Origin of the sequence: Bradyrhizobium sp. STM 3809 (assembly GCF_000239795.1) — a bacterium.
Taxonomy (GTDB): Bacteria; Pseudomonadota; Alphaproteobacteria; order Rhizobiales; family Xanthobacteraceae; genus Bradyrhizobium.
The window spans coordinates 1-1,662 of the sequence record NZ_CAFJ01000174.1; the positions used below are offsets into that span (position 1 = coordinate 1).

The 1,662-nt window shown below is 65.6% G+C and carries 1 protein-coding gene; it reads left to right on the forward strand.

What is annotated here, in order from left to right:
- Positions 1–119: 119 nt before the first annotated feature.
- Positions 120–1,568, forward strand: a complete 1,449-nt coding sequence (locus tag BRAS3809_RS09500) for a glutamate synthase subunit beta (protein ID WP_008961872.1) — start codon at positions 120–122, stop codon at positions 1,566–1,568.
- Positions 1,569–1,662: the final 94 nt, after the last annotated feature.

Consider the following 1,662-nt stretch of genomic DNA (forward strand, 5'->3'; position numbering starts at 1 on the left):
CGGCGCAAGCGCCGCTCCTCAGGGTGAGGAGAAGCAGGAAACTAAACCCTCATGGTGAGGAGGCGCGAAAGCGCCGTCTCGAACCATGAGGCCCGAGCAGTCAGGGACGTCGTAAGGTCATGGGCAAGGTCACAGGTTTTCTCGAAATCGAGCGGCACGATCGCAAGTATGCGCCGGTTGCCGAGCGGCTGAAGAACTTCAACGAGTTCGTGGTGCCGCTCTCCGAGAAGGAGCTGCGCGACCAGGCGGCGCGCTGCATGAATTGCGGCATCCCCTATTGCCACGGCACCGGCTCGGCCGCGCCGGGCACAACCGGCTGTCCGGTCAACAACCAGATTCCGGACTGGAACGACCTGATCTACAACGGCAACTGGGAAGAGGCGTCGCGCAACCTGCACTCGACCAACAACTTCCCGGAGTTCACCGGCCGCATCTGCCCCGCCCCGTGCGAGGCGTCGTGCACCTTGAATATCGACGACAATCCGGTGACGATTAAGACGATCGAGTGCGCCATCGTCGACAAGGCCTGGGAGAACGGCTGGCTGAAGCCGGAGCCGGCCGCGGTCAAGACCGGCAAGAAGGTCGCGATCGTCGGCGCCGGCCCTGCGGGCCTCGCGGCCGCGCAGCAGCTCGCGCGCGCGGGACACGAGGTGCATGTCTATGAGAAGCACGCCAAGGCCGGCGGACTTCTTCGCTACGGCATTCCCGACTTCAAGATGGAGAAGGGCATCATCGATCGCCGTATCGCGCAGATGGAAGGCGAAGGCGTCGTCTTCCACTGCGGCACTCCTGTCGGCGGCAAGGACGGCATCGATCCGAAGTCGCTGCTCAAGGATTACGACGCCGTGGCGCTGACCGGCGGCGCGGAAGCTCCGCGCGACCTGCCGATCCCCGGCCGCGATCTCACCGGCATCCACTACGCGATGGATTTCCTGCCGCAGCAGAACCGCCGCGTCGGCAACGAGCCGGTCAATGCGACCGACATCCTCGCCGCAGGCAAGCATGTCGTGGTCATCGGCGGTGGCGACACCGGCTCCGACTGTATCGGCACTTCGCTGCGCCAGGGCGCGCTGTCGGTGACCCAGCTCGAGATCATGCCCGCCCCGCCGGAGCGTGAGGACAAGGCGCTGACCTGGCCGAACTGGCCCTTGAAGATGCGGACGTCGTCGAGCCAGGCCGAAGGCGCGATCCGCGAATTCGCGGTGCTGACGCAGAAGTTCGAGGGCGAGAACGGCGCGGTGAAGAAGATGCACTGCGTTCGTGTCGACGCCCAGTTCAAGCCGATCCCCGGCACCGAGTTCGAACTGTCAGCCGACCTCGTGCTGCTGGCGATGGGCTTCGTGCATCCGGTGCACGAGGGCCTGCTCAAGAGCCTCGGTGTCGACCTCGACCCGCGCGGCAACGTCAAGGCCAACCTGACCGACTACCAGACCTCGCTGCCGAAGGTGTTCTCCGCCGGCGACATGCGCCGCGGCCAGTCGCTGGTGGTCTGGGCGATCCGCGAAGGCCGACTGTGCGCCCAGGCCGTCGACAAGTTCCTGATGGGCAAGACCGAGCTGCCGCGCTGAGCGGCGTGTCAGCGCGTAGATAATTGCCTTTAATAGGTTTTCCGGACTGCCTACCCCGAAGCCGGTGCGCTCCCCTCCCCCTTGCGGGGAGGGG

Excerpts from the sequence above, each read along its gene's own strand:
- BRAS3809_RS09500 (WP_008961872.1), top strand. The coding sequence starts at position 120 with ATGGGCAAGGTCACAGGTTTTCTCGAAATCGAGCGGCACGATCGCAAG.